The sequence below is a fragment of the Acetobacter orientalis genome, assembly GCF_000963965.1.
Classification (GTDB): domain Bacteria; phylum Pseudomonadota; class Alphaproteobacteria; order Acetobacterales; family Acetobacteraceae; genus Acetobacter; species Acetobacter orientalis.
This window is the reverse complement of record NZ_BAMX01000037.1, coordinates 17,535-44,485: the sequence shown is the minus strand read 5'-3', so window position 1 is coordinate 44,485 and position 26,951 is coordinate 17,535. Positions and strand designations below refer to the sequence as shown.

The 26,951-nt window shown below is 54.6% G+C and carries 25 protein-coding genes; 14 read left to right on the top strand and 11 right to left on the bottom strand.

Annotated elements, in window-relative coordinates; translation table 11 throughout:
- Positions 1-43: 43 nt before the first annotated feature.
- Both hpnR and ndk read right to left on the bottom strand, forming a co-directional pair.
- Entirely contained in the window at positions 44-1,585 is a 1,542-nt protein-coding gene (hpnR, locus tag Abor_RS11960; protein ID WP_048842125.1) for a hopanoid C-3 methylase HpnR, read from the bottom strand.
- Between the two features lie 429 nt (positions 1,586-2,014).
- Entirely contained in the window at positions 2,015-2,437 is a 423-nt protein-coding gene (gene ndk, locus Abor_RS11955) for a nucleoside-diphosphate kinase (protein ID WP_048842124.1), read from the bottom strand.
- A 133-nt stretch (positions 2,438-2,570) separates the two neighbouring features.
- On the opposite strand from ndk, the gene Abor_RS11950 reads away from it, so the two are divergent.
- From Abor_RS11950 to Abor_RS11925, 6 genes are all read left to right on the top strand, one after another.
- Positions 2,571-4,469 carry an ABC-F family ATP-binding cassette domain-containing protein gene (locus Abor_RS11950; RefSeq protein WP_048842123.1) on the top strand — a complete coding sequence of 633 codons (1,899 nt, stop codon included), beginning with the start codon at positions 2,571-2,573 and terminating at the stop codon, positions 4,467-4,469.
- Between the two features lie 186 nt (positions 4,470-4,655).
- Positions 4,656-5,768: an AI-2E family transporter gene (locus Abor_RS11945; protein ID WP_084594519.1), complete on the top strand. Its 1,113-nt coding sequence runs from the start codon at positions 4,656-4,658 to the stop codon at positions 5,766-5,768.
- Between the two features lie 72 nt (positions 5,769-5,840).
- Positions 5,841-6,518, top strand: a complete 678-nt coding sequence (locus tag Abor_RS11940) for a response regulator transcription factor (protein ID WP_048842121.1) — start codon at positions 5,841-5,843, stop codon at positions 6,516-6,518.
- On the top strand, positions 6,515-7,939 hold the full coding sequence (locus Abor_RS11935; protein WP_048842120.1) for a sensor histidine kinase: 1,425 nt from the start codon (positions 6,515-6,517) through the stop codon (positions 7,937-7,939). Before Abor_RS11940 ends, Abor_RS11935 begins: the two co-directional genes overlap by 4 nt.
- A gap of 167 nt (positions 7,940-8,106) precedes the next feature.
- Positions 8,107-8,412 (top strand): hypothetical protein, encoded by a 306-nt coding sequence (locus tag Abor_RS11930; protein WP_126621437.1) that lies wholly within the window; start codon positions 8,107-8,109, stop codon positions 8,410-8,412.
- On the top strand, positions 8,409-9,149 hold the full coding sequence (locus Abor_RS11925; protein ID WP_048842119.1) for an SIMPL domain-containing protein: 741 nt from the start codon (positions 8,409-8,411) through the stop codon (positions 9,147-9,149). The genes Abor_RS11930 and Abor_RS11925 overlap by 4 nt, the downstream gene beginning before the upstream one ends.
- Before the next feature lie 97 nt (positions 9,150-9,246).
- Here Abor_RS11925 and infC read toward each other — a convergent pair whose 3' ends face one another.
- The 4 genes from infC to Abor_RS11905 form a co-directional block, all read right to left on the bottom strand.
- Complete coding sequence (gene infC / locus Abor_RS11920) at positions 9,247-9,768, bottom strand: translation initiation factor IF-3 (RefSeq protein ID WP_048842118.1); 522 nt, start codon at positions 9,766-9,768, stop codon at positions 9,247-9,249.
- Between the two features lie 171 nt (positions 9,769-9,939).
- Positions 9,940-11,871, bottom strand: coding sequence for a threonine--tRNA ligase (gene thrS / locus Abor_RS11915; protein WP_048842117.1), 1,932 nt, complete (start codon positions 11,869-11,871; stop codon positions 9,940-9,942).
- A 50-nt stretch (positions 11,872-11,921) separates the two neighbouring features.
- Positions 11,922-12,821: a glycosyltransferase family 9 protein gene (locus tag Abor_RS11910; RefSeq protein ID WP_048842130.1), complete on the bottom strand. Its 900-nt coding sequence runs from the start codon at positions 12,819-12,821 to the stop codon at positions 11,922-11,924.
- A 58-nt stretch (positions 12,822-12,879) separates the two neighbouring features.
- Positions 12,880-13,800: a tetratricopeptide repeat protein gene (locus Abor_RS11905; RefSeq protein ID WP_232015044.1), complete on the bottom strand. Its 921-nt coding sequence runs from the start codon at positions 13,798-13,800 to the stop codon at positions 12,880-12,882.
- A 58-nt stretch (positions 13,801-13,858) separates the two neighbouring features.
- On the opposite strand from Abor_RS11905, the gene Abor_RS11900 reads away from it, so the two are divergent.
- The 7 genes from Abor_RS11900 (at position 13,859) to Abor_RS13255 (ending at position 20,128) form a co-directional block, all read left to right on the top strand.
- Entirely contained in the window at positions 13,859-15,130 is a 1,272-nt protein-coding gene (locus tag Abor_RS11900) for a glycosyltransferase family 4 protein (RefSeq protein WP_048842116.1), read from the top strand.
- A 57-nt stretch (positions 15,131-15,187) separates the two neighbouring features.
- Positions 15,188-16,003, top strand: a complete 816-nt coding sequence (locus Abor_RS11895) for an NAD kinase (RefSeq protein WP_048842128.1) — start codon at positions 15,188-15,190, stop codon at positions 16,001-16,003.
- 103 nt (positions 16,004-16,106) lie between these two features.
- A complete protein-coding gene (locus tag Abor_RS11890; RefSeq protein WP_052946438.1) occupies positions 16,107-16,964 on the top strand; it encodes an OmpA family protein in 858 nt (285 codons plus the stop codon).
- Positions 16,965-16,995: 31 nt separating this feature from the next.
- Positions 16,996-18,060, top strand: coding sequence for a flagellar motor protein MotA (locus Abor_RS11885; RefSeq protein ID WP_048842114.1), 1,065 nt, complete (start codon positions 16,996-16,998; stop codon positions 18,058-18,060).
- 2 nt (positions 18,061-18,062) lie between these two features.
- Positions 18,063-19,034, top strand: coding sequence for a peptidoglycan -binding protein (locus Abor_RS11880; protein ID WP_048842113.1), 972 nt, complete (start codon positions 18,063-18,065; stop codon positions 19,032-19,034).
- A 43-nt stretch (positions 19,035-19,077) separates the two neighbouring features.
- Positions 19,078-19,710, top strand: coding sequence for a TraB/GumN family protein (locus tag Abor_RS13260; protein ID WP_048842112.1), 633 nt, complete (start codon positions 19,078-19,080; stop codon positions 19,708-19,710).
- Positions 19,682-20,128, top strand: coding sequence for a TraB/GumN family protein (locus Abor_RS13255; RefSeq protein ID WP_048842111.1), 447 nt, complete (start codon positions 19,682-19,684; stop codon positions 20,126-20,128). The genes Abor_RS13260 and Abor_RS13255 overlap by 29 nt, the downstream gene beginning before the upstream one ends.
- A gap of 247 nt (positions 20,129-20,375) precedes the next feature.
- Here Abor_RS13255 and rnhA read toward each other — a convergent pair whose 3' ends face one another.
- From rnhA to ispH, 3 genes are read right to left on the bottom strand one after another with little or no spacing between them, the layout of a single operon-like run.
- The gene (gene rnhA, locus Abor_RS11865; RefSeq protein ID WP_048842110.1) at positions 20,376-20,858 is read right to left on the bottom strand and encodes a ribonuclease HI; all 483 of its coding nucleotides are present in this window, start codon (positions 20,856-20,858) and stop codon (positions 20,376-20,378) included.
- Entirely contained in the window at positions 20,842-21,816 is a 975-nt protein-coding gene (locus tag Abor_RS11860; protein WP_048842109.1) for a homoserine kinase, read from the bottom strand. Before Abor_RS11860 ends, rnhA begins: the two co-directional genes overlap by 17 nt.
- Positions 21,817-21,829: 13 nt before the next feature.
- On the bottom strand, positions 21,830-22,831 hold the full coding sequence (gene ispH / locus Abor_RS11855) for a 4-hydroxy-3-methylbut-2-enyl diphosphate reductase (protein ID WP_048842108.1): 1,002 nt from the start codon (positions 22,829-22,831) through the stop codon (positions 21,830-21,832).
- A gap of 241 nt (positions 22,832-23,072) precedes the next feature.
- Between ispH and Abor_RS11850 the strand changes: the two genes are divergently transcribed.
- Positions 23,073-23,663, top strand: a complete 591-nt coding sequence (locus Abor_RS11850; protein ID WP_048842107.1) for a hypothetical protein — start codon at positions 23,073-23,075, stop codon at positions 23,661-23,663.
- 66 nt (positions 23,664-23,729) lie between these two features.
- On the opposite strand, the gene Abor_RS11845 is transcribed toward Abor_RS11850, so the two are convergent.
- Together Abor_RS11845 and Abor_RS11840 are read right to left on the bottom strand one after the other, a co-directional pair.
- Positions 23,730-25,091, bottom strand: a complete 1,362-nt coding sequence (locus Abor_RS11845) for an ABC1 kinase family protein (protein WP_048842106.1) — start codon at positions 25,089-25,091, stop codon at positions 23,730-23,732.
- Between the two features lie 2 nt (positions 25,092-25,093).
- Positions 25,094-26,935, bottom strand: a complete 1,842-nt coding sequence (locus Abor_RS11840; RefSeq protein WP_052946437.1) for a M3 family oligoendopeptidase — start codon at positions 26,933-26,935, stop codon at positions 25,094-25,096.
- Positions 26,936-26,951 lie beyond the last annotated feature (16 nt).

The window sequence follows — 26,951 nt, the reverse complement described above, 5'->3', positions numbered from 1 at the left end:
CTGTGCCTGTGCCTGTGCCTGTGCCTGTGCCTGTGCCTGTGCCTTAGGCGTCAGCCCCCATACGGGTTGTGTCCACAAATTTTTCCGTATCTTCGTCTAGTGCACGGGTTTTGCGGCCACCGGGGCCATGTACGTACAGGTCTTTACGGTCAATTTTATCAACAGCATCCGGCTGTATGGGCATAAGGTAGCGGGCCCGGCGCATATGGTCTTCAAGCTGGAGTTTGGGGTTAAAGACCGAATTAAACTTCCAGAGCATTTTTACAAAATTGGTCTGGCCTTTAAGCAGTAAACGGCCTGCTATGCCTGCCGTGTCTTTTAAAGCCTCCCACCCCATATGCTTGGTGTTAAGCACCTGCTGGGTTTTGACCAGCTCTTCATAAAATTCTGGCAAAGGTAGTTTGGTAGGCAGCACGGCGTGCTGAATATCAAACAAGCGGTAATCTCGCGTAATAAGGCGGCGGGATTCTTTGTGCCAAATTTCTGTGCCGGGGTAAGGCGTTGTAACCGAAATATTGACAATTTCTGGTATTTCCAAACACCATTGCCGCACAGCCTCAAAGCGCGCCCTGTCCCAAGAAGGGTCGGCAATAATGTTAATTGCCACAATCAACCCCAAAGACCGCGCATACTCAAGAGCCTCGAAATTTTTATCGAGCGACACACGTTTCCGAAACTGTTTTAGCCCTTCTTCATCAACCGCTTCCATCCCAATAAAGATGTAAGACAGGCCAATTTCGCTCCAGACCTTAAACACCTCTTTATTACGCAACAAAACATCTGCACGGGTTTCTAAGTAATATTCCTTTTTAATGCCGCGCTGTTTAATTTCGTTGGCAATTGCCATGCCGTGCTCTTCATGCACAAAGGCTACGTCATCAACAATAAAAATGCCGGGTTCTTTAATCTCTTCAAGCTCATCGGCAATGGTTTTGGGGCTGGCAGTGCGGTAAGAACGGCCATAAAATGTCCAGGCAGAGCAAAATGTGCAGTCCCACGGGCAACCCCGCGCGAACTCAATAGAAGCCGCCGGGTCTAGCGTACCAATAAAATACTTATTTCTATGCCGCAGCAGGTCTCGGGCTGGGCGTATATCATCAAGAGATTTCACAAAAATGGGGGGCGGGCCTTCACCCTCCATTGTCACCACACCGGGCACGTCTAAAATATCTTGGCCTTTTTCAACAGCATCAAGCAGCAGGCCAATGGTTGCATCGCCCTCGCCTTTAAGAATGCAGTTTACCGCTCCCTCAGACAAAGCCAGCACGTCACGCGCAATAAAAGAAACCGAGTGCCCCCCGATACACTGGAAAGTAGTGGGGTAGCGCACGCGCGTGGCACGGCACAGGTCAATAATTTCGGGCACATTGGCAAGGTAACTGCCAGAAAAACAAACCACATCGGGTTTGAAGTCCTGCAATAATTGCCAATAATCTTTATGCGTTTCAACCTGTAGGTCTATCAGGCGTACATCATGCCCGGCGTTACGGGCAGCCCCCGCAACCAGTTCCAGCCCCAACGGCTCCAGCCGAAGAAAAACCTTGGTGTACATGAGCGCACTTGGGTGAACTGCCAGAACTTTCATGCTGTTCCTTCCTATGGAGCCCGGCGAGTGGCACAATGTACCGTTACCGGCGTGTTCGGAAAAATCTTGTGGCGCACGCTATTAAGTCTTGCCTAAGCAGAACATACCCTCTGCCTGCCACCACCTATGCACTGCGCAAGAGTCTTGGCTGCTATAGGCCCGAAACCTTTCCAAAACCTTGCCCCTACAAATTTTGCTGCGCAGTACGGCTACGCAGCAAAGCAGTTATGCAGGCACTCAGGTTTTTTATAATTGTTATATGACAGTTTTATGACGCCCACTTTGCAGTATCTCTGTTACCCAAAACAAAACAGGCCCAATGTTGCACAGCAAAGGTTAACCCTTGCCATACACCATTGGGCCTGCTTGCCGCCTTAAACCGCGCTTAGGTCAGGTTAGACCAAAAGCGCAGCATAAGCCGTTTTCTTCTCAGGGAAGAATTTCTGTTTCTGCAAAGAAAAAGCGAATTTCGTTTGCAGCGTTTTCTGCACTGTCAGAACCGTGCACAGAGTTTGCTTCAATGCTTTCAGCAAACTGAGCGCGAATGGTGTGTGCTTCGGCCTTTTTGGGGTCGGTTGCACCCATTACGTCGCGGTTTTTTGCAACAGCGTTTTCGCCTTCAAGAACCTGCAGCACAACTGGGCCAGAGATCATGAAAGACACCAGGTCATTGTAGAAAGGGCGTTCTTTATGCACTGCATAGAAAGCACCTGCCTGAGCTGGTGTCAGCTGTGCGCGTTTTTGCGCAACAATTTTCAGACCTGCGTCTTCAAATACAGCGTTGATCTTGCCGGTCAGGTTACGACGGGTTGCATCGGGCTTAATGATAGAAAGTGTACGTTCTGTTGCCATGGTCAAATCTCCTCTCGAAGTCCAGTCGCCTCAAGCGGCGCCTTTCAGCATGCTCCTCTAGAGCATATTCTCTTGGGCTGGTAGGTACTTCCCTACATCAAAGTACAGTTGCACCCAAAACGAGAGCATTGCGTTGAGTCTTCTTACCATCTCCGACCTTACCCTGCGCATTGCAGGCCGTACCCTGCTTGACCAGGCAGACCTGTCCATAGAGCCGGGGCGCAAAGTGGGGCTGGTAGGCCGTAACGGGGCTGGCAAATCAACCCTTCTGGCCGCCATTGCCGGAGATATTAGCCCAGATGGCGGCGATATTCGGCTCTCGGCCCGCGCACGTATGGCCCGTGTTAAACAAGAAGCCCCAGCCGATGGCGCCTCGCTAATAGACACGGTGTTAGCAGGCGATACTGAGCGCACAAGCCTAATGGCCGAGGCAGAAACCGCCACAGACCCAACCCGTATTGCCGAAATACATGAGCGCCTGCGGGCTATTGGGGCAGAGAGCGCCCCCTCTCGCGCAGCTACCGTATTGGCCGGGCTTGGTTTTAGTGCCGAGGCTCAACTTAGGCCCGTTTCGGACTTTTCGGGCGGGTGGCGTATGCGTGTATCTTTGGCAACCGCGCTCTTTCTTGAGCCAGACCTTTTGCTGCTTGATGAACCAACAAACCACCTCGACCTTGAGGCAACACTCTGGCTTGAAAGTTGGCTTACCCGATTCGCTGGGGCTGCACTTATTGTTAGCCACGACCGTGGCCTGCTCGATTCCTGCGTAGATGCCATTGCCCACCTAGACCGCGGAAAACTGACACTTACCCCCGGTGGCTACGAAAATTTTGTCCGAATCCGTACCGAGCATGCTTTGCAGCAAGCCCGGCAAGCAGAAAAAATTGCTGCCCAACGCGCCCACATGCAGTCTTTTGTTGACCGCTTTAGGGCTAAAGCCACCAAAGCCAAGCAGGCGCAGGCCCGCATAAAGGCGCTAGAAAAACTCCCGGTTATCGAATCGGTCGTAGAAGACGCACCCACCCGCTTTGCTTTTCCTGAGCCAGAGCAACTGCCGCCCCCCATGCTCACCATGAACCGGGTTAATGTGGGCTATGGCGGCAAGGCCGTACTGTCTAACATCTCGCTCCGGTTAGATATGGAAGACCGGATTGCCCTGCTCGGGGCTAATGGCAACGGTAAATCGACACTCGCCAAGCTTATAGCCGGTCGGTTGGAGCCACTTGCGGGCACTATGGAGCGTAACCCACGCTTAAAAATTGGCTATTTTGCTCAGCATCAGGCTGAAGAGTTAGTGCTCAACGATACCCCGGTTGACCATATGAGCCGCGCTCTACCAAAAGCCCTCCCCCCGGTTGTACGGGCCCAACTAGCCCGTTTTGGGCTAGATGCTGAACGCGCTGAAACCCCAGTAAAAGACCTCTCAGGTGGTGAAAAAGCACGCCTATTGCTGGCTCTCGCTACGCGAGACGCCCCGCAAATGCTCATTTTAGACGAACCCACCAACCACCTAGACCTAGATGCCCGCGATGCGCTGGTGCGTGCTCTTTCTGGTTTTGAAGGCGCCGTGCTGCTTATTAGCCACGACCCGCACCTAGTTGAGCTGGTAGCAGACCGCCTGTGGCTGGTGGCAGAGGGTAAAGCAACCCCCTTTGAAGGCGATATGGCCGAGTACCGCAGTTGGCTTATTGAGCAAAGCCGCTCTGCCAACCGGGCCAGTAAACCACAAGACGATGCCCCCCAGCAAAGCCGTAAGGACGACCGACGCGACAGGGCCGAAATACGCAAGGCCCAAGCCCCTTTGCGCAAACTTATTAAAGATGCCGAAAGCAAACTGGCCAAACTGGCCGCCGAGCGCGCCACACTAGAAGCCAAACTGGCAGACCCCGCCCTTTATACAACCGGCAAAGCAGACGATGTAACACGCCTAAACACCCGCCTAGCCGCCATTGGCAAAGCGCAAGCAGAGCTAGAAGAACAATGGCTGGAAGCCGAGGCCGAACTGGAAAACGCACAAATGAGTGACAACTAATCTGGCCTGCCCCCTGCATTACAGGGGGCATAAGCCCCACTCTGCGTGTATTTTTTAAACTATGTTAAAAACTTCGTTGTATTCAGTTCGTTACATAACTGCAAAACTGCCAGCATTACCCAATACATGGCGTATCTTAGCCTTGTGTTTCAATTTTCTCTCCCCCGTTACAAGAGTATTTCGCGCATGACCTCCGAGCCAGCCCCTACCCACGCCGAACCGCCCCCCCCTCCGGCGGAAGATACCTCTGAAACCGCGTGGCTAGGCAGCATTACCCACATCTTGCGCCTCACAATTACCCTTACCGTTATTGCCCTTACGGTCTGGCTATTGGGTGATGTGTTAACCGTTATTTTTGCCGCCACCCTTTTTGCCGTGGTGCTGCATGGGCTTTCACGCATTTTGGTCAAGCATTTGCGTCTCCCTTACGGCTGGGCACTTGGGGCTGTAACCTTAGGCCTTATTGCTGCTGTGGTCTTGTTGGTATGGGGCAGCGGCCCGGCCATAGTGAACGAGGTCTCCCGCCTGCAAGATGCTTTGCGCCAGCAAGAAGCCTATGTGCGCAGTATGCTGGAAGGCAGCGAAACAGGGCAGATGATTCTCAACTATCTGCCATCCTCCCTCGGGGGGCACCAAGGCGGGAGCGGTGGCAGCTTAGCCTCCCTTGGTTCGCGTATTGCAGGCTCCATGACTGGCCTTGTCGGCTCTGCTTTTGGTGTAGCAGGCACCATTGTGGTGGTGCTTATTGCTGGGCTTTATTTTGCCATGTCGCCCTCTGTCTACGCCAACGGCGCTTTACGGCTGGTGCCTGTAGCCCAACGCCCACGGGCACGCGCCCTAATGCTACGGGCTGGGCATTCTCTTTGGGCATGGGTTGCCGGGCAGTCTTTAGACATGCTGGTGGTTGGCGTGCTGTCTGGCGTGGGGCTGTGGTTTATTGGCGTACCGCTTGCACTGGCGCTGGGTGTGCTTGCTGGGTTGTGCAATTTTATTCCCTATATTGGGGCTATTTTGGGGGCCGTGCCAGCCTTGTTGCTGGCCCTTTCTCTTGGCACGCGTGAGACCATTATGGTGGCGGCTCTCTACAGCGTCATTCAGTTTTTTGAAGGCAATGTGCTTGGCCCGGTTATTCAGCGCCACGCGGTGCAAATGCCACCCGCCATTACTATTTTGTCACAAACTCTCTTTGGCGCAATCCTTGGCTTTCCCGGTCTTATTTTTGCTTCTCCGCTTACTGCGGCGCTGCTGGCCATCTTTGATGGCCTTACACCCCCGTTAGAAGATGACGAACGTGTATAAAATCTACCTCGTGACATCTCGGTAGGAACACCGTAATATTTTGGTAATCCGACCCGTAACTGAGTTTAAAGAATGCGCATTCTCCTCGTTGAAGATGATCACACTGTCAGAAACTTTATAGCCAAGGGTCTGTCAGAAGCAGGCCACTTGGTAGAGCAGGTTGATAACGGCAAAGACGGGCTTGCCCTTGCAACCAGCGAAAGGTTTGAAATTGTTATTCTAGACCGTATGCTGCCCGGCGGGGTTGATGGGCTCCATATTCTTGAAACTCTCCGTCGGCAGGGTAATCTTACCCCTGTCCTGCTTCTTTCCGCCTTGTCGGATGTGGATGAGAAAGTAGCGGGGCTTAAAGCCGGGGCAGATGATTATATCGGCAAACCTTTCTCGTTTAACGAATTGCAGGCACGTATTGATGCGCTCGTGCGCCGCAACCGTAACGAAATTCAGCCCCAAACCCGCCTAACGGTGGGTGATCTCGAAATTGATCTGCTGTCTCGTGGGGTTAAACGCGCAGGCCAGCGCATAGACCTGCAACCGCGTGAATTCAGGCTGCTAGAATTTCTTATGCGCCATGCTGGTCAGGTTGTTACCCGCACCATGCTGCTTGAAGGCGTGTGGGACTACCACTTCGACCCCCAGACAAATGTTATTGACGTTCATGTCTCTCGCCTGCGGCAAAAAATTGATAAGCCGTTTGGTAGGCCTTTGGTACATACCATTCGTAACGCAGGCTATATGCTTCAGGAATGAAGCTGAACCTGCCCCTTTTTTTTCATCACCTTAAAGGTCGGCTCCGGTCGGTTGGCCTTCAGTTTGCCCTTGCTTATGGGGCCTTATTTATTGGCTCTGCCCTTCTCTTTCTCTCTTTTGTCTGGTGGGGCACTGTCGGGTTAATAGAACGCCAGACCGAGCGCTCCATTACAGCAGACGCCAAGGTCATGCTGCAAACCGCTAAAATTAAAGGCCATAGCGGGGTTGTAGGCCTTTTAAACGAACGCCTAGAACAAGACGTAGATGACAACGCTCTCTACTTACTTGTCTCTCCAGAGGGGCAATGGATAGCGGGTAACCTGCTAGAATGGCCGCAAATTATCCGTAAAGATGGCGTCTGGTATTCTGTACCAGTCAAACGCGTCGATCTTGAAAATATGGCCAAGGTAAAAGCGTTTACCATGCCAGATGGAGACCGCTTGCTCATTGGCCGCGACATGAGCGGGCATACTCTGCTGTCGCACATGCTCACAGAAATGCTGCTATGGACCTTTCTTATGGTCTCCCTCCTCGCCATCGGAGGGGGCTGGCTAACACGCAGAATGCTACGCCGTATCATTGCCTCTATTAGCCGCACCACACAGGCCATTACCCAAGGCGACATGAGCCGCCGCCTACCCGTACAAGGGCGCGATAAAGAAATAGACGAAGTTGCGCACACCATTAACGAAATGCTCGACCGTACCGCGCGATTAATGGATGGGGTCAAGCAGGTTTCCAACAGTATAGCGCACGACTTGCGCACCCCCATAACGCGCGCGCGCACCCAACTTGAAGACGCCTCAGCCAATGCTGAAACAGCCGAAGAGCTACGCACAGCCATTGACCAAACAGTGCGTAACCTTGACCACCTGACCGATGTTTGCGCAGCCCTTTTACGTATTGCCCAGATAGAAGCCGGTGCCAGACGCTCTGCCTTTGCCCCGTTCGACTTCATTATTGCCTTGCGTGATGTGATTGAGCTTTACGAAGTTGCCATAGAAGACCAAGGGCTGAAACTGGTACACACACTCCCTGAAAGCATGCCTTGTTTTGGTGATAGAGCCATGTACCAACAGGCCATTGCTAACCTGTTTGACAACGCCATCAAGTTCTCCCCCCCCCACGCAACAATCACAATTACGCTTACGACCTTGCCACCACGCCCCAATACCAATGGCCATGCAACAATGCGCCTGACCATTCAGGACGAAGGGCCGGGCATGAGCCAAGAGGATATGGAACGGGCTACCGAGCGGTTTTTTAGGGCTGAACATGCCCGCCATACACCCGGCTCCGGGCTTGGCTTGTCTTTAGTGCAGGCTATTGTGCAACTCCATGGTGGTACACTCAGCCTTAAAGCGGGCAACCCCGGCCTTGTTGTAACAATAGAAAACCCTTTACCACTAAAAAGTGAATAATTTTCAAGTACCTTCACCTAATACTAATAATTCTCTCTGTTATTAATAGACTTACAAAACATAATTCCTGGTACTTTGCCTTTAAAAAGCCATGGCTTCCTTTTTAGTATATAGTCATGAGACATTCTCTGCCTGTTGCTATCGCTCTGATTGCGGGGAATATTAGCATGTCCGCTGTCATGGAACGCACAACCAATGCAACACCCCCGCCCACACCGCCTTTGGCGGCTAGTCGGCGTGTTTTACCGCATTGTGACATACCCAAGAAAACCGTTGTCATTACGTCTGACAGCGTCAAATACTGCAATGCACTGATACAAACTATTGATACGCACCAAAACACGGCACTACCGCCCATTATTCAACAAATGCGCGACGATGGGGCAGATTTGTGCCGCAAAGGTATGGTCAGGTCAGGTATTGTGCGGCTGCGCCGCGCTCTGATCGCTGTAAAAAGGACAGACACGCCATGATGACACGCTTTACCTTAACGCCACGCAAAACAGCCACACTGGCTTGCCTGCTAGGCTTAGGTTTTGGTACAGCCTTTGGCACCATACAGGCTAACGCCGCAGAAACAGCTCAAGCCGCCTCGTACACCAAGCTAGAGCTTACGGCATCTGGCAGCGTGCAAGCCCCACCAGACCAACTGGCTGCCAGCTTTAGAGCTGAAAGCCGTAGCAATAGTGCCGCAGCCGCCCAAAAGGCTGTTAATACGCAAGTGTCCAAAGCTGCCGAGCAAGCCAAACAGGCTAACGGCGTAAAATACGCTATTTCACATTACTCCGTTTCTGAAATGCGCGACGACAAAGCCAAAAATGCAGTTTGGACGGCAAGCCAAGACCTGACCTTTACCGCCCCAGATGGGGAGGCCCTGCTGCCCCTTACCGGCCAGCTACAGGCAAATGGCCTCATTTTAGAAGGGCTAGACTGGTCTCTCTCTCCCGATAAACAAAAGGCGTTACAACTTGAGGCCGAAAAAGCAGCCGTAACAGACCTAAAAAAACAGGCTGATACCCTTGCCGCTACTCTTGGGCTGCATGTTGTTCGCTTTGAGCGTATTTCGCTCTCTGGCTCACCCTACCCTCGGCCCATTTTTATGGCCGCCATGGCGCGTAGCAGTATGGATGCCGCCCCGGCCCCTTCCAGCACGGCAGAAACACAGACTGTTTATGCCTCTGTCACCGCAACAGTTCTGTTAGCGCCATAACAAACAAAAACCCCGTGCAGCACAACGCTGCACGGGGTTTTAAACTCAAGCCTGCTTACGTGTTAAAAACAACGCAACAACAGGCTGTGCCTCAAGATTAACGCGGTGCAAGCACCATAATCATCAGACGGTTTTCAAGCCGAGGCATTTGCTCAACCTTGGCCAGTTCGTCCATTTCAGCACGGATTCGTTCAAGAACCTTAATCCCCAGTTCCTGATGCGCCATTTCACGACCACGGAAACGCAGCGTTACCTTTACCTTATCGCCATCGTCGATAAAGCTTTTCACAGAACGCATCTTAACCTGGTAGTCATGCTCGTCGATATTCGGACGAACCTTCACTTCCTTGATTTCGATAACTTTCTGCTTTTTACGGGCTTCGTTACGCTTTTTCTGCTGCTCGTACTTGAACTTGCCGTAGTCAAGAATTTTAGCAACGGGCGGCTCTGCATTCGGGCTGATTTCAAGCAGGTCAAGCCCAACGCCGTAAGCACGCGCCAGTGCATCACGGGTCGTCAATACGCCCGCCATCTCGCCGTTTTCATCAATAAGACGAACCTGCGGTACGCGGATTTCTTCGTTAACACGAGGTCCCTCGCGGGTGGGCGGCGCGGGAATAGGGGGTCTGGCTATGGTCGGCTCCTGTCGTACATCTCAAAAAGAGACACGGCACCCGCCAAGGTGCCCTGCCTTATAGTGTATTATGTGCGCAATTATTGGCCGTTTATCAAGCGGGTCTGGCCAGAAAAGGGCGTAACTCTGCCCTGTTCGTTATAACGCACACTAAATTTACGCCTTTTTACGCAAGTCTGGCGGAGTCGCTTCTTCTGCCAGTTTGCGCACCACCTCATCTAGGCTCAGCATTTCTTGTGCTTGGCTGCCCAAACGACGGGCGGCAACTGTGCGCTCTTCAGCTTCGCGGCGGCCTACAACCAAAATAACCGGCACGCGGGCCAAGCTATGTTCGCGAATCTTGGCGTTAATTTTGTCTGCCCGTGTATCAGCTTCAACAACCAAGCCAGCATTACGCAACGCAGCGGCCACTTCTTCTGCATAGGGGCCAGCGTCACTCACGATAGAGGCCACAACAACTTGTACCGGGGCCAACCAAAGCGGAAAGCGCCCTGCGTGCTGCTCAATCAAAATACCAAGGAAGCGCTCGAAAGACCCCAAAATAGCACGGTGCAGCATAACCGGGCGGTGGCGGGCTGAATCTTCACCCACATAACTGGCATCGAGTCGTTCAGGCAGCACAAGGTCAACCTGCAAGGTGCCGCACTGCCAGTCACGGCCAATAGCATCACGCAGCACAAACTCAAGTTTAGGGCCATAGAAAGCCCCTTCACCGGGGTTATGCTCATAAGTAACGCCAGCCACTTCGCACGCTTCTTTCAAAGCGTTTTCGGCTTTATCCCACACAACATCGCTACCAGCGCGCTGTTCTGGCCGGTCTGCAAATTTTACGCGTACATGCTCAAAGCCAAGGTCTTGGTAAACCTCGTGCAGCATGCGCACAAACTGCACGGTTTCGTCTGCAATTTGGTCTTCTGTGCAGAAAATATGCGCGTCATCCTGCGTAAAGCCCCGCACACGCATAAGGCCATGCAGCGCACCTGAAGGCTCATACCGATGGCACGCCCCAAATTCTGCCATACGCAGGGGTAGTTCACGGTAAGAGCGCAAACCATGGCGGAAAATCTGCACATGGCAGGGGCAGTTCATGGGCTTGAGGGCGAGTGTTTTATCTTCGTCTTCAATGGTCGCCACAAACATGTGGTGGCGGTACTTGTCCCAGTGGCCAGACGCTTCCCACAAACCGCGGTCTACCAGTTGGGGGGTGCGTACTTCTTGGTAACCGTGGCGGGTTTGGGCACGGCGCATATAGTCTTGCAATGCTGTGTATAAACGCCAGCCTTTATGGTGCCAGAAAATCTGGCCCACGGCTTCTTCTTGAAAATGGAACAAGTCCATTTCCCTACCAATACGGCGGTGGTCACGGCGCTCTGCTTCTTCAAGCTGGTGCAAATGGGCATCCAGCTCTTTTTGGTCGCGCCATGCGGTGCCGTAAATACGGGTGAGCATGGGGTTGCGATGGTCACCACGCCAGTAAGCTCCGGCAACCTTCATCAGCTTAAAGGCTGTCCCAACATCTTTAGTGGTACGCAGGTGCGGGCCACGACACAGGTCAAGCCATTCGCCTTGGCGGTAGATGGAAATTTCTTCATCACCCGGCAAATCACGGATCAGTTCTGCCTTAAAGCGCTCACCGCGTTCTTCAAAAAAGGCAATTGCTTTATCCCGCGGCCATGCTTCACGCACAAACGGCTCAGCCTTGGCCACAATGTCCTTCATACGCTTTTCAATGGCGTCAAAGTCTTCTGGGGTAAAAGGCTGGTTGCGGTAAAAGTCGTAATAGAAACCGTTTTCAATAGACGGGCCAATAGTAACCTGTGTGCCCGGAAAAAGAGACTGCACAGCCTCAGCCAGCACATGGGCGGCATCATGCCGGATCATTTCCAGTGCTTCGGGGTCTTTGCGGGTAATGAAGCGCACAGCCGCATCATCGGCAATAGCGTAACTAATATCGCGCTGCTTGCCGTCTACTTCCATGGCAAGCGCTGCCTTGGCCAAACCCGGCCCAATAGACTGCGCAAGAGCCGTGCCCGTTACCGGCCCGTCAAAACTACGAACGGATCCGTCAGGCAAGGTAATTGCGGGCATGGAAGAAACTCCAGAAAAAGAAAATTTTAGGAAAACAGTTAATGGCGCTACTAGAGCGCCGCTGCAACCCTCTGCGGCGCAAGTAAAGCCAGATCGGGCACAGAAATTACACTCACCTGCCCCGGCTTGCGCCCTAATGGGGCGGTTAGGGCCGGGTTACTCTCAGCAGAAAAGAGCACAATACACCGGCACCCCATCTGGGCCGCCAAATGCATGGGGCCGGTATCGTTGCCTATTGCCACACTGGCACGTGCTACAAGCCCTGCCAGCTCAAGCAGGTTTGTGGCCCCAGTATAATCGTGGGTTTGGGGGCATATCTGGCAAATTTCTGCGGCCAAGGGCGTATCTGCCGCAGTGCCCACAACAAGCGGGGTTAAGCCTTGTGCTACCAACATTTGCGCCAACACCCCATAAAAGCGTGCGGGCCACCGTTTTGCTGGCCTATGGGGGGCCGCACCGGGCACTAATACCGCGTACGCAAAACCCAGCTTTGGCCCGTGGTTTTCAAGCCATGCCACGTTGGGCAGGGGCACCTCTGCTATGCCAGCTTTATGCAACTGGTCACGCTGGCGCGGCAGCGTATGCATGGCATTGCGCCAAGGGTTGGTATGCCGCAAGGCAGCCCCCACAGCATGGCCAGACCATTCCGGCTTGCCCGCCAAACGGTAATAGCGCGCTGTCCGGCTTGAGGTTTGCAGGTCATATACGCGGTCATAGCCACGCAACTGCCGCCGTAGGGCCAACATACCTTTTATGTTGTGCCACCGTGGGCGGCTGTCACACTCCACCCGGTCAAACCAGCCAGATGCGCTTGCCAAACCTACAAACGGCGACGTTGTTAATAGCGTAATTTGTGCCGCTGGGTGCGCTTTGCGTATTGCCTCAAACGGGCCAAAGCTTTGCACAAAGTCGCCCAATGCCCCTAACCGAATAACCAGTATTTTACGCACTGTTGCGTTTTGTGCAGGCGGCAAACTGTGTTGGCTCACGGGTTATCTGTTCCAGTGCTCATGGCACATCGGGGTCTGCCGCCTGTACGGCTAGGTCTTGGCGGGCCATGTCTGCTGCGTGGGTGTCTGGCGCTAGGTCTAACACATGTTGCCAGTCTTCCCGCGCGCCAGCCGAATCACCACGTTGGCCACGAATAATGCCACGTTCCAACAGGGCTTCGGGGTTTTCAGGCGCTCTATCGAGTGCTTTGGCCACATGCACACTGGCTTGTTGCAATTGGCCTAACCGTCGCTCAGCCGAAGCTAGGAGCACGTAAGCATCTACCCCCACATTGGGGGTTTGCGCCACAAGTGCGCCTACATCTTTCAGCACGCTGGCGGGGTCATTCAAAGCCAATTCGGCACGGGCTTTAACAAGGGTAAGCCCTTCATCACCGGGCCGAATAGACAAGCCATACTGGGCAATGCTCACCGCATTTGTGGGCAGGCTGGCTGCAAGCCATGCCTGTGCGGCTTCTACGGCAATAACCACGCGTTGGCTGGCAGAGCTAAGCGGGCCGGTAAAGGGTTCTTTGCGGGCCAGATCATCTAAGGTTTGGGCGGCTGTTTGCTCATCTCCCAGTTCAATCTGGGCTAAGGCAAGGCAATGCTGGGCCGCACGGCCACCGTCATGCTTTAGCCAGTCTTGGGCGTAGTCACGCGCACCAAAGGGGTCTTCTCCTACCATGGCGTTACAGGCTTGCTCCGACCATACAGGGGCGGGCACTTTGGCCTCTGGCGCATTACCCCGCCCGTGGGCATGGGCCATACGCACAGGCTTGCCCCCCTGCGGCAGTGCGTAAGCCCGCACAGGTTGGGAGAGAGAAAGCCCCAACCATAACGGCATGCACAAAGCAGACCCCCGCACAAAAGAAACAACAGGGTGCGTCATGCCACTTAGGGGAAACCACCCGTACTGATAGTCAAGGTGCAAGGTCATGGCGCCTCAATAGGATAGACTGTGGTCTGCCGCATAAAAAGCATGCTAACAGCCGAATATGAGCATTGTGCCGCGTTCACCCACTATCTTGCAAATCTTACCTGCTCTTGAACAGGGCGGTATAGAGCGTGGCACGCTAGAAATGGCAGAGGCTCTGGTGCAAGCCGGGGCAAAAGCCCTTGTTGTTAGCGCAGGTGGGCGGCTTGTGCATGCGCTTGAGCGCAAAGGTGCTACCCACATTACGCTACCCGAGTGTGGCAGCAAAAACCCACTCACCATACGCCGCAATGCCCGTAAACTGGCAGATATTATGGCAACACATGGGGTAGACCTTGTGCATGCCCGCTCACGGGCGCCAGCATGGTGCGCTAAACTGGCCTGCCGCCGCACGCAAACACCTTTTGTCACTACATGGCATGGTGTGCATAAAGCCAACTTTCCGGGCAAACGGTATTACAACGCCGTACTGGCCGCCGGAGACCGCGTTATTGCCATAAGCCGCTACATTGCCGAGCGCCTAAGCACCGAATACGCAGTACCCCCCGCACGCCTGCGTATTATCCCGCGCGGGGCCGACACACAGCTTTTTAACCCCGAGGCCGTAAGCGGCCAACGGGTGCATAAACTAAGCGAGCAATGGCACTTGCCGCCAGACACCCCTATTATTTTGCTACCCGGCCGCTTAAGCGAATGGAAAGGCCAGCGCTGCCTGCTAGACGCCCTAGCCCACCTCCGGCAACAGGCCCCCACCCTACACTGGCGCTGCGTTTTTGTTGGCTCCTGCCCCCCAAAAAGCCAGTATGGGGCTAAGTTGCTGGCACAGGCACAGACACTCGGCCTGTCAGAGTGGGTACATTTTGCCGGGCACTGCCAAGACATGCCCGCAGCCTTTAGCCTGGCAACGGTTGTGGTTATTCCCTCCCTCCGGCCAGAACCATTTGGCCGCGTAGTGGTAGAAGCCCAAGCCATGTGTCGCCCGGTTATAGTAAGTGCCCACGGGGCCGCGCTAGAAACCGTGCAACACGGCCTAACCGGCCTGAGTATTCCGCCAGCAGACCCCACAGCTTTGGCCGATGCCCTTTTGGCCGTGCTGCAAGCCCCCCCACATGGGCGGCACGCAATGGGTGAGGCCGCGCGGGCCGATGTGCTTACCCACTACACAACACAGGCCATGCAGCAGGCAACTTTAGCCGTGTATGATGAACTGCTCGGCACGCACCTAGCCGCCAATTTTGCGCAAACCATAGCCCAAGCCCAGTGGGATGCGCTTGCCGCTACCATGAACACGCCGTATCAAACAGAAAACCAGACCTCTTCTGTCGCAGAATAAAGGCTTACCCGTGCCGCCTTTTTGCTCCGCCCCTTTGCACACCCAAAGGCACACGCCATGAACGCCCTGCCAGCCCAGCCCCCCGCACACCCAGCACGCGTATGCCCCCAACGCATTGCCTTTATGGCCGCCCCAACGGAGGGCGCACGCCACGAATTTGACCGCCTAGCGCACAGATACGGCAACGTACACCCCGGTGAGGCCGATATTATTGTGTGCTTGGGCGGCGATGGCTTTATGCTCGAAACCCTGCGCGTCGTGCTAGAAATGGAGCTTGATACCCCGGTTTACGGCATGAATTGTGGCTCTGTGGGTTTTCTCATGAACCCCATGCTGGAAGATGACCTGCCAGCCCGGCTGGCCACCACACAAGCGGCAGAACTCCACCCTTTGCGTATGAAAGCTGTCGCCACCTCGGGCGAGGTTTTTCATGCGCTTGCGCTCAATGACGTCTTTTTATTCCGCCAAACGCGGCAGGCTGCAAAATTACGCGTAGATGTTGATGGCATGGTGCGTATGCCAGAATTGGTCTGTGATGGCGCTTTGGTGTCTACCCCGGCAGGGTCTACCGCTTACAACCTCTCTGCCCACGGGCCTATTGTACCGCTCTCTGGCAACCTGTTGCCCCTTACCCCCATTTGCCCTTTTAGGCCCCGGCGTTGGCGGGGGGCTTTGCTGCCTTCTACCGCGCATGTACGCTTTACCATATTGGAGCACGAAAAACGCCCCGTAGCCGCCGTGGCCGACTCTCTCGAAATTCGAGATGTTGTGTCTGTCGATATCAAAGAAGACAGAACCCGCCACGTGACAGTTCTGTTTGACCCCGGCCAGACCCTGTCTGAACGGATCATAGCCGAACAATTTTCAGCTTAATGTCATATATTTGCCGCCTGCGGCACAGAAAGTGCTCTGGCTTATTCCAAACCACCCATTTTCTGGTTTAGTCTCACTCCTGATGCAGAGCACCCATTCCTACATGCGCAAACTCACCGCGTTGTGCGCCCTCAGCCTGTTGCCAGCAACCGCTGCACACGCCCAGATTGTCACAAACTCTCAAGCGCTTGATACGCTAGAGGCACCGGCGTTGCCGCCCAAGTCTCAAGCGCAGCGCGTGCCCGCCCTTACAGCCAGCCGCCCGGTGCCTACCAGCACCCAAACGGCCCCTAAGGCACAGCCTGCACACCACTCTGCGCAAAAAACTCCGGCACCCACGGCCGCACCACAGGCGGCCCAAACGCCCGCCAAAGCAGCACCACAAGCGCAGGCTACAGCACCAGCCCCCGCGCCAAACACTGCTACAGCCAGCACTGCGCAACCAGCCGCTACCACACACACCACCACACCACCGCCGGGGCGCCCGGCACCGTTGCCAACCATTCCGGCAGCGCCACCACCGCCCCCTGTTATTCCAGACCCTACGCCCAATGTAGAGCTGCACCCCTTTCCCGTGCCGCCACAACCTGCGGTTAACCTTAAGGCGGTTGGGGTGGTTTCAGATATTCCTACGGGTTTGCGCCTCACTTTTGCCGCAGGCTCAGCCGATCTTAACCCCACCACACATCAGGCCATTCTCTCTTTTGGCCAACGCTTGGCAGACAAACCCCAAGCCCGCGCCTTAATAGATGCCTATAGCTCCAGTGTGGCAGACGACCCGTCCCTGCCGCGCCGCATGGCCCTTGCCCGTGGCTTGGCTGCCCGCAGCGTACTGATGAACGCAGGCATTCCCTCCACCCGCATTTACCTGCGGGTTATTGGGGTACCCCAAGGCAGTGCTGCCACATCTGGCACGCAAGACCACATAGACCTGTACCAATCTGACGAAAAAACGCCCTGACACACACCCACTCCTAGCAGAAAGCATGCGCATGACCCGCCCAACACAGTACCTTTTTAGAATGCTCGGGTTTCTTGTTTGTGTGGCTGCCGTTGCAGCAACCTTATGGCGGCCCCTGCGCGATGCGTTTTTAAGCAACCCCCTGCTTGATGGGCTCATACTCGGCATTTTAGCCGTAGGCGTGGTCTGGAACATGGCCATGGTACGCCGCCTACTGCCAGAAGTGCGCTGGGTTGAAAATTTACGCCAGTCTCGTGCTGGGCTAGTTGGCCAGCAGGCCCCTAAACTACTGGTGCCGCTTGCCACGGCGCTCGGCTCCCGCCCAGACCATCGCGGCCAACCCGTTGCCCTATCTACCCCCGCCCTGCAAGCCGTGCTCGACTCCGTATCTGGCAGGCTCGATGAAGGGCGCGAGGTGTCGCGTTACATGACCGGGCTGCTTATTTTTCTGGGCCTGTTGGGTACGTTCTATGGCTTGTTGCTGACCGTTGCCGCCATTGCTGATGTTATTGGCAGCATGTCTGTTGGCAGCGGAGACCTAGACGCCATGTTCAACCAGCTCAAAACCGGGCTGGCAAAACCCCTGCATGGTATGAGCACCGCTTTCTCTGGCTCTTTGTTTGGTTTGGCCAGCGCATTGGTGCTGGGTTTTCTCGACCTCACTGCGGGCCAAGCCCAAAACCGCTTTTTTAACGAATTAGAAGAATGGCTGGCCGAGCAAACCCGTTTTGGGGCGGCAGCCTCTGCCTCCAGCCCGGTGGCAGAAGCCGGAGCACCTGTTCCGGCTTATATTGAAGCGTTGCTGGAACAAACGGCAGAAAACCTTGAATCGCTGCAAAATCTGGTACGCACCAGCGAGGCACGGCGCGAGAAGGAAAGCCATATCCTCAGCAAACTCTCCGAACGTCTGGAAAATGCCTCCACCCAGACCGAGAGCCTGCAAAATATTGAGCGCCTGTTGCACACACTCGTGCAAAGCAACGAAGAAGGCCGTAACCGCATGAGTGCTGAGCTACGCAACGACCTACGCGTACTCGCCCGCACCATTGCCGCCACAGCAGATGCAAACACTACACCTCCAGCTAAAGGTGTTTGAGCATGGCCCGCCGCCGTAAAAAACTCCATGCCGGGCTAGATGCATGGCCCGGCTATGTTGATGCCCTTTCCACCCTGCTTATGGTGGTTATTTTTGTGCTGTTGGTGTTTGTTATGGGCCAAACACTTCTTTCAGCCGCTCTCAGCCGCCGCGAGCATGTGCTGGAAAAAGTGCAGGGCCAAGCCGCAGAACTCGCCCGCATGCTCGATATGGAGCACGCCCACAGCCACGACCTAGAAGGGCAAGTGAGCACCCTGCAAAGCCAGCACCAGCAAGACATGGCAGACCTTGCCACTCAGACACAGGCCGCAGCCCAGGCAACACAAGCGGCCTCTGCCCTGAGCGTGGCAGACCAAACCCGCATCACCCAACTTGATGACACTCTAACAGACCTCAACCTAAGGCTCTCTGCCCTCGCGCAAGCGCTTGATGCCTCGCAAAAAGACATACAGGCCCGCGATGAAAAAATAGGAGACCTGTCTGGCAAGCTTAACGCCGCTCTGCTGGACAAAGTAAACGAGCTAAGCCGCTACCGCTCAGAGTTTTTTGGCCGCCTGCGTGACCTGTTGCACAACCAGAAAGGCGTGAACATTGTAGGCGACCGCTTTGTCTTCCAAAGCGAGGTGCTGTTTCCAACCGGCAGTGCAGACCTTTCTGCCGAAGGGCGAAAGGAAATTATAGCACTGGCCCATACCCTTAAAACTGTTGCAGCCCATATTCCCAAAGACATGCCATGGATTGTGCGTGTTGATGGCCACGCAGACCGCCAGCCCATTCACACAGCCTTTCCTAGCAACTGGGAGCTTTCAAGCGCACGCGCCATTACCGTGGTGAAACTTCTTGTTGCTGAAGGGATCGACCCCCACCACTTGGCTGCCACTGGCTTTTCTGACTACCAGCCGCTGGACAGCCACAGCACGCCAGAAGCCTACGCCCGTAACCGGCGTATCGAATTTCGCTTAACAGACCGTTAAAACAAGCAGGCCGTGTGCTAAAGTAGGCAGCTACAGAGGTGTTATGAAAGTTCGTTCTCTTATGCGTTCTCAACGCCTGCCGCTGTGGCAAAAAGCCTGCATTGCAGCCTGTAGCGTATATCTTGGCAGTGCAGGCTTTAGCCCCCTGCCCGCTTTTGCCGGGCAGGAAATGTCTGCTCCAACTACACTGAGCAGCCCGTTAGCACAGCATTCTGCCTGCCCTGCCCCTGCGCGGGTTCCTACCCCGGCAGATATTATGCAGCTTCTAAAAAGCGGGACAGACCACGGCTTTTTATGGAAAATTAGTAAAAACGGGCATGAGTCATGGCTTTATGGCACCATGCATATTGCCCGTTTTGAGTGGCTAATACCCGGCCCACTCACGCGCCAAGCCTTTAAAGCCAGCACTATGGTGGCCGTAGAGCTTGTGCTGTCAGACCCGCAAACGCTTGCCGTTTTACAACGCCCTGCCTCTAACGAGCGTTTGCAGCATTTGCTTGAAACTGGCCGCAGGCAAAAACTAGACACTGAAGCACAAAAGCAGTGCCTGCCCGCACAGGCGCTCCAAAAACTACCAGGCAGCATAGAAGCCGCCGCTCTCTGGCCGGGCAGATGGCCTGTACCCAGACTACGCCATAGATGCCATTTTGCAGACATTTGCCAAAGCGGCCCATAAGCCCCTTGTTGCGCTAGAAACAGCCGAGGCACAGGTTAGCCTGCTAACAGGCAAGACCCAAGCGGAAGAAGACGAACTGATAGACAGCGCCCTGCAAGACCTTAACAGCAGCACCGGCCAAGCTGAACTCACCAAACTTGCCGCAATGTGGGGCAATAGCGACCTTGCCAAGCTCAATAGCTACCGCGACTGGTGCCAGTGTGAACGCACCCCAACCGAGACACGGCAGATAAAAGCCATGCTAGATGACCGCAACCTACTTATGGCTGAAAAAATTGAACACCTGCATGAAAGCGGGCAATCTGTTTTTGTAGCGGTTGGGGCACTGCATATGAGCGGCCCCATGGGCTTGCCCGCTCTACTGCAAAAAGCTGGCTACAGTGTGCAAACCGTGCTCCCTGCCGCGGCCCCTTTGTAAGAGCCAAACACCCAGCCCTTTTTAGAAGCAGCCACAAACTCAGCAACTGCGTCTAAAAATGAGCCCTTAGGGTTGGGCTCACTGTTTTTGCCCCTAACAGAGGCCGCAATACTGCTGAGTTGGGCAAAAAGGCCGTGCACGCGCAAAATTAAGCCGTGTGTGCGCAAACTTAAAAAGGCAAACCCTACCCAACGCGCAATTTTTTAAAACAGCCTTTTAAAGTGCCGTTTCTACAGTAACCAGACCCTTACTTTTGCGCGTTTTCAATATCAATGCGGCCTTGTGTTGCCAGTTCATCAACGCGCTCATTTTCTGGTACGCCAGAATGGCCTTTTACCCAAAACCAAGACACATCATGCCGCTTATTGGCCTCTAACAACCTGCGCCATAAATCCATATTGGCTACCGGGTCACCTGAGGCATTGCGCCAGTTACGGCGCACCCAGCCTGTATGCCAGCGCGTAATACCGTTGCGCACATACTCGCTGTCTGTGTGCAGGTGCACAACGCAAGGGCGTTTTAGGCTTTCAAGGGCTTCAGCGGCTGCGGTTAGTTCCATGCGGTTGTTGGTTGTCTCCAACTCCCCGCCAGACATCTCGCGCTCTACACCTTTAAAGCGTAGCAACACCCCCCAGCCACCGGGGCCGGGGTTAGGGCGGCAGCCGCCATCTGTCCAGATTTCAACGATGCTCTGCTCTGGTGCAGAGCTTTGGTCAGACTCCGTATCCATCAAGCGTCTCCGTTGCCAGATGAAAGCGCAGGCGCTTTAGGTAATCCAGCGGGTCTTTGGGGGTTACCAGCGCATCTGCCGGGGTGTTAATCCAGTCATACAGGCGGGTTAGCAAAAAGCGCATAGCCGCACCACGGGCCAGCACAGGCAAGGCGTCTCGCTCGGGCTGGGTAAGCGGGCGTATGTCTTCGTACCCCTGCAACAGGTGCCGGGCAAAGGTCACATTAAAAGAGCCGTCTTCTTCAAAGCACCACGCATTTAAGCAAATGGCAATGTCGTACGCCAGCATGTCGGTGCAGGCAAAATAGAAGTCTATCAGCCCAGATACGCTGTCTTTGAGGAAAAACACGTTATCGGGAAACAAATCGGCATGAATTTGCCCACGTGGCAGGTCTGGGTTTGCCCCGTTACCCGGCCAAAACGGCACAATACGGGCCAAAGCTGCATCTAGCTCGGCTTCCAGCCCCGGTAGCACGGCATTGGCTCCGGCACGGCAGCTTTCAAATAAAGGCGGCCATGCCTCTGGCCCCAAACTATTGGGGCGTACAGGCGCGTAGCTTTGCCCTGCGGCATGCAACCGTGCCAAAGCCTGCCCCAAGGGGCGGCAATGGGCCAGCCTTATGCGGCGGGGCCATACGCCGGGCAAAAAGGTTGTAATGGCAGCGGGCCTACCTGCTAGAGTGTTAAGCAACACACCAGCTTTGTCAGCCACAGGCTGGGGGCAAGATACGCCCTGCCCTGCCACGTGCTGCATCAAGCCCAAAAACCACGGCAGCTCGCGCACATTCACCCGCTTTTCATACAGGGTGAGAATAAAATCTCCCTGTGTGGTGCGCAGTTGAAAGTTGCTGTTTTCTACCCCTTCGGCAATGCCGCGAAAGGCAACCAACTCCCCAATGGCATAGCCTGCCAAAAAGGTCGCCAGTGCCTCATCACTTACATCCGTATAAACGGCCATGAAGCAGCAAACCTTAGCCGAGTGGCGCAGGCAGGCGGAAGGTCACGTTCTCTTCCTTCACCGTGCGTTCGTCTATGCACAGCGTATAACGCTTAGCCAGTTCGGTTACCATTTCCTGCACCAGCGCTTCTGGGGCAGAGGCACCAGCTGTAATGCCCAGTGTTTTCACACCGTCCAGCACAGACCAGTCTAGCGCGTTAAGGCGGGGCACCAGCAGGGCGCGGCGTGCGCCAGAGCGCTCGGCCACTTCCCGCAGGCGTTGCGAGTTAGAAGAGTTAGGTGAGCCAATAACAATCACCAGATCACATTCTGGGGCAATGGCTTTAACGGCTTCCTGCCGGTTGGTGGTCGCGTAGCAAATATCTTCGCGCTTTGGCCCTTCAATCAGCGGGAAACGCTCGCGCAGAATGTCCACAATTTCTGCCGTATCATCAACAGAAAGGGTGGTCTGGGTAATAAAGGCCAAGCGTGCCGGGTCTGCTGGCTGTACGCTGCGGGCTTCATCGGCATCGTTAATCAGGGTTACGGCACCAACGGGTAGTTGGCCCATTGTCCCCACCACTTCTGGGTGGCCTGCGTGGCCAATCATCAGAATATGGCGGCTGTCGGGGCCACCGCCAGCAAAATGGCGCTCAGCCTCACGGTGCACCTTAGACACAAGCGGGCATGTGGCATCTAGGTACAAAAGGTTGCGGCGCTCAGCCTCGGCTGGCACGGTTTTGGGCACACCATGGGCAGAAAACACAACGTGGCCATCTGGTGGCACTTCGTCGAGTTCTTCCACAAAAATGGCGCCTTGGGCTTCCAGCTCTTCTACCACGGTGCGGTTGTGCACAATTTCATGGCGCACATACACAGGCGCGCCATACCGGCGGATGGCTTCTTCAACCACCCGAATGGCGCGGTCAACACCAGCACAAAAGCCACGCGGGCCTGCCAGAAGAACTTTTAAGGTATTATCGTGCACTGCCGTATTGGTATCGGCTGGAGCAACGGTCTGAGTTTGATCGGGCATGTTGTTCCCCAAACTTGCGGCAAACGGTAGAGAAGAAACGAGATATGACGTAGCATATTAAAAAGAGGCTGTGCCCGAAACCCGGAGAAGGTAGGGTAACCGTGCGCATGGCCTACGCAAAGCGCGGGGTTGATGCAAGCCGTTTTAAGGTATTGATGCCCCGCAAAGACCTGTTATGCCCATGAGTATGGTTTTGTTTTGGCCCGTTTCAACCTTTTAAACCACAAACCCGGATTCGCATATGTCGCTTGACCTGACCCGCCCGCACCGCTTTTTGCCGCGCTTTGCGCTGTATGGTCTTGCAGCATTAGGGCTGCTAACACCGCTTGCTGGCTGCAGCGAGGAAGAAGATGCCTCTCTCGCCTTTGCGCCAAGCTGCCCGCTTACGCATATTCCGCCAGAAGCGGCTGACTACTACCAGTACGATGGTAAAGCGACCACATTCCCGCATTTGGTCACACGGGCCAGCATTCTTAAACTTCAGGGCGATTGCCTAGCCGGTGGCACAAAAGACCTGAAAACCCGAATCGCTTTGCGCATGGTTGTAACCCGTGGCATGGCCGCACACGATGGCACCATAACCCTGCCATGGTTTGTCGCCGTGCTACATGGTGACAAGATTGTTAATAAACACATCTTCCACCACACGTTCCAGTTCCCGGCCAACCTGTCCAGCTTCACCACAGACACGCACGTCATTACCGTTGACCTGCCGATTGTGCCCAAAAATATCGAATCTGATTACCGCTTTGAAGTGGGCTTCCAGCTTACCAAAGAGCAGTTGGAATATAACCAAGCCCACCTGAAGCAACCCAATTTTCAGGCCTACTAAATAAAATAACCCCCACAGCAAAACTGTGGGGGCCATTCACCACACGCTAGGGTACTTTATTCGGCGTTAAATCACTGGTGGTTCAGGAAAACGGGCTGCCTGAATAGCCGCAGCCTGACGGTCGGCCAAAGCCTGCTCATCAAACTCACCCACAATTTCCTGAAACAGCTCATACCAGTTCATTTTAACCTTGAGCCGCATAAAGACCGAGCCAAGCCCTACGGCTGAGCGGTCTACCAGCACAAATTCACGCGGTAGGCGTACCCCCCCAGTGCGCTGCAAGCCGTCATGCACCTTGCTTAGCACCTCGCGCCCGTGGCCGGGGTTTTCACTGTCTTGAATATAGCGCTCACGATTATCCATCAGCGGCTCAAACAAGAAGCCTGCCCACTCGTTCAACACATCCACTTTTTCAGAGGTTAGGTTGGTAAAGCCCCATGCTGCATAGGCTTGGGTGGCTAGGTCTTTGTCTTTGGTTTCCAACGCCCGGTAAAGGTCAATATTCCCTTTAATGAAAGACGGCTTGAAGATACGAATAGCCCCAAAGTCGAGCAAATTAAGGCCGTAATCATCACGCAGGGTAAAGTTACCCATATGGGGGTCACCGTGCACAACGCCATAGCGGTATAGTGGCAAATACCACGCCCTAAACAGGCTGCGGGCTATGCGTTTTTTCTGCTCTTCGCTTAACCCTGCTTCAATGGCAGCGTTCAGACCACGGCCTGTTACCCATTCCATCGTGAGCAAACGCCGGGTTGATAACGCATCTATGGGTTCGGGCACCGTAATTTCGGGGCATTCTTCCAAAATGGTTTTGTAGAGCCGCATATTGGCGGCCTCGCGCGTGTAATCCAGCTCTTCATGCAGGCGCTCGGTTAACTCTTCCACCACATCATCTTGGCGTATGGCGTTATCAAGCTTGTGGTAAACCCCAATAGCCATACGGAACTGCCGCAGGTCAGACTCAACGGCAGCTTTCATGTCTGGATATTGCAGCTTACACGCAACCCGGCGGCCATCATTCAAAATGGCTTGGTGCACCTGCCCAAGGCTTGCCGCAGCAGAGGCCTCGCGCCCGAAAGAGCGAAAATTTTTCTCCCACCCCGGCCCGAGTTCTGCCGTCATGCGCCTGCGCACAAAATTCCAACCCATGGGTGGCGCGTTAGACTGGAGTTCGGCTAGCTCTTTGGCGTATTCATCAGGCAACGCACCGGGAATGGTCGCCAAAAGCTGGGCGGCTTTCATAAGCGGGCCTTTCAGCCCCCCTAAAACGCCCTTCAGGTCTTCTGCGTAAGTGCTACCTGTTGTGCGCAAGCCCATTTTGTGCCCTGCAAAACGGGCCGCAATACCGCCAACTGTGCCGGTGGTCTGCACCATACGGCGCAACTCACCCAGCATACCTGTGTTATCAAGATCGCGCTCGGCCATGGTTAGACCTGCTCCAACTGGTCAATAAAGCCAGAAATAACATCCAGCCCTTTACGCCAAAACTGCGGGTCAGACGCATCTAGCCCAAAGGGGGCTAAAAGCTCTTTGTGTCGCAAGGTGCCACCTGCTTCCAGCATAGCAATATACTTGTCAGCAAAGCCCGGCGCACCATCGCTGTAAACCCCATACAGAGCGTTTACCAAGCAATCGCCAAAGGCATAGGCGTAAACATAGAACGGTGAATGAATGAAATGGGGAATATACGCCCAAAACACGTCATAGTCGGGCGTAAAGTTAAATGCTGGGCCAAGGCTTTCAGTTTGTACCTGCTGCCAGATTGCACCAATCTGCTCTGGTAGCAGTTCGCCTTGTTTGCGGGCGTCATGCACGCGGGTTTCAAACTCGTAAAACGCAATCTGGCGCACAACAGTGTTGAGCATATCCTCAACCTTGCCAGCCAGCAAAGTGCGTTTACGCGCCGGGTCTTGCTCTGCATCTAACAAAGACTGGAAGGTAAGCATCTCGCCAAACACGCTGGCTGTCTCAGCCAAAGTTAGGGGCGTGTTAGACAGAAAATACCCTTGCTTGGCAGCCAATACCTGGTGCACCCCATGGCCCAACTCATGCGCCAGTGTCATCACATCACGGGTGCGGCCATGGTAGTTCAGCAAAATAAAGGGGTGGGCAGATGGCACCGTGGGGTGCGCAAACGCACCAGGAGATTTACCGGGGGCCGGTGGCACATCTATCCATGGGTTGGTCAGAAAGGTGTTAATGACCTTGCCCATGCGGGGGTCAAAGTCTGTGTAAGCCTTTTGTACAATTTGCTTGGCTTCATCCCACGGAATTTTACGATCTTCTGTGCCGGGTAGCGGGGCGTTTCTGTCCCAATGCTCCAGCTTGTCCAGCCCCATCCATTGCGCTTTTAGGCTGTAATACCTGTGGGCAAGACGGGGGTAGTCTGCCCGCACGGCAGAAACCAGCGCATCCACCACTTCATCTTCAACCATGTTAGACAAATTGCGAGACGAGGTAGGCCGTGCAAAATGCCGCAGGCCATCAGTTACGGCCTTATCTTTGGCTAAAGTGTTGGTAATAAGCGCAAAAAGGCGAATATTATCTGCAAACACAGCCCCAACAGCTTTGCCTGCCCGCTCACGCACGCTGCGGTCTGTATCAGACAAGCGGTTAAGGGCTTCACCGACTGTAACGCTCTGCCCGTCTAGGGTTACGCGCAGGGCGGCAATGGTCTCATCAAACAACCGGCACCAAGACTGCGCACCGGTAACTGATTTTTCCAGCAGCACTTTTTCAACATCATCAGAAAGCTGATGCGGGCGGAAAAGCCGCGTATCACGCAAAAATGGTGCCCAATGCGCTAATGCCGGGTCTTTAAGTTTTTCGTCCAGAGCCGCATCATCAATGCGGTTAATCTCGAGTGTAAAAAACAACAGATCGCCAGAAATATCGGTCAGGCGCTCGTTAATAGACTGGCTAAACCGGCTAATAGCCGGGTCAGACGAATTGGCGGCAAACAACAAAGAGGTATAAGACCCTGCCTTACCCAATATTTCGTCTATCGCCTCGTTATCGGCAATCGCAGCCGCAAGGGCCGCACCAGAGAGCCCGGCAAGCTTACCCTGATAGCGCGCGGCAAAGGCTTTGGCATTTTTTTCAGCCTCGGCCAAATCCCGCGTTAGGGCAGGGTCGTCCATACTGACATACAGCGCAGACAAGTCCCACCGGGGCAACCCGGCAGCAGCCAGAGAGGGAGAAGACACAGCCGTTTCAGCGGCCAAAGCCGGAAACTGCTGAAAACGGGGGAAGAGCGTCGTGTGTTGCATACCCCCACTCTAACGC